Source organism: Lysinibacillus sp. NPDC097287 (genome assembly GCF_044761695.1).
Taxonomy (GTDB): Bacteria; Bacillota; Bacilli; order Bacillales_A; family Planococcaceae; genus Lysinibacillus.
Genome location: NZ_JBIWCX010000075.1, coordinates 1 through 1188, shown reverse-complemented (window position 1 = coordinate 1188; position 1188 = coordinate 1). Strand labels below are relative to the sequence as shown.

1 protein-coding gene is annotated in these 1188 nt (G+C 57.2%); it reads left to right on the top strand.

Annotated features, from left to right (window positions below):
• Positions 1–245 precede the first annotated feature (245 nt).
• On the top strand, positions 246–1188 hold a 943-nt coding region (locus tag ACIQ2D_RS22205; protein WP_402867442.1), incomplete at its 3' end, for an ABC transporter substrate-binding protein.

Sequence of the window (1188 nt, the reverse complement as noted above, 5' to 3'; positions counted from 1 at the left end):
CAACCGATCCCGACTTCAGGTCGCATCACCCCCAGAACACCGATACTGAAATCCCGGCTTCCGTCTGAACGCGTTGGCGTGCAATCTTTGCTCTGACTCTGTATCTCGGGACTTTCCAAAGCACTCTTCCGATCGTCGAAAAATATCCGCGCTGGATTCGACAATCGTCTAACGATATGTGACCTACATCTCCGTAGCGTTACCCGTCATATCCGGTTGGGTTTTCGTGAACAGGGAGTTGACGCTTGAAGAAGCCAGTTCTACATCGCGCGATGCGCGCTTACACGCGAACCGCCACGTACGCGGTATCGGCAACAGCACTCGTCCTCGTGGTTTCCGCGTGTGGCTCCGCACCGGGCGCCACACAGACTCGAACGATCACCGACGATCCGATACCCGCCTTCACCTTCGCTCTTGCAGCGGCTCCGATCTCCTTAGATATCACTAAGGATTTCGGTCCTTCCATGCAGGTTCAGACCCTGTTCACCGAACCGCTGGAACGGCTTTCCGGTGAAGGAGAGTTGCGACCTCATCTCGCCGAAGCCGTATCGGTTCCTGACCCGACGACCATCGACTACGTCATCCGGTCCGACGTGCGATTCTCCGACGGAACTCTACTGACCCCGGAGGACGTGATCTGGAGCCTTCGGCACGTCTCTGATTCCGCAGCCGGGGCGCAAACTGCCGGCGAGCTGGAAAGTCTCGAAAGCATCGAACAAACCGGACCGATGCGGGTGACTGTGAAGTTGTCGCATCCCGATCCGGTTGCCAGGCAGAGCATCGCGCTATTCGGACTGATCCAACAGGCAAGGTTCGCTGAAGAACATGCTGCCGAATTGGGTACTGCGCAAGCGGTTCCGGTGGGCACTGGCCCGTACCGGGTCCAAGAATATTCAAGTTCCGGTGTGCAACTTGTCCGTAACAATGACTACTGGTCGGAGCAACCTGCACCGGAAACGCTGAAGTTCGACGTGATTCCGGACGGCAACACCGCTCAGTTGGCAATGCGATCCGGCGACATCCAAGCTGCGAATGTGGCCGACATCAAGAAGCAGTCACAGTGGAAGCAGATCGGTGGAATCGACACGATCGAGGTCCCTCTGACCAAGCTCACGTATTTGACGTTCGATACCAGTACGAGTCCGATCGACGATGTCCACGTGCGGAAGGCCGTCGCGCACTCGATCG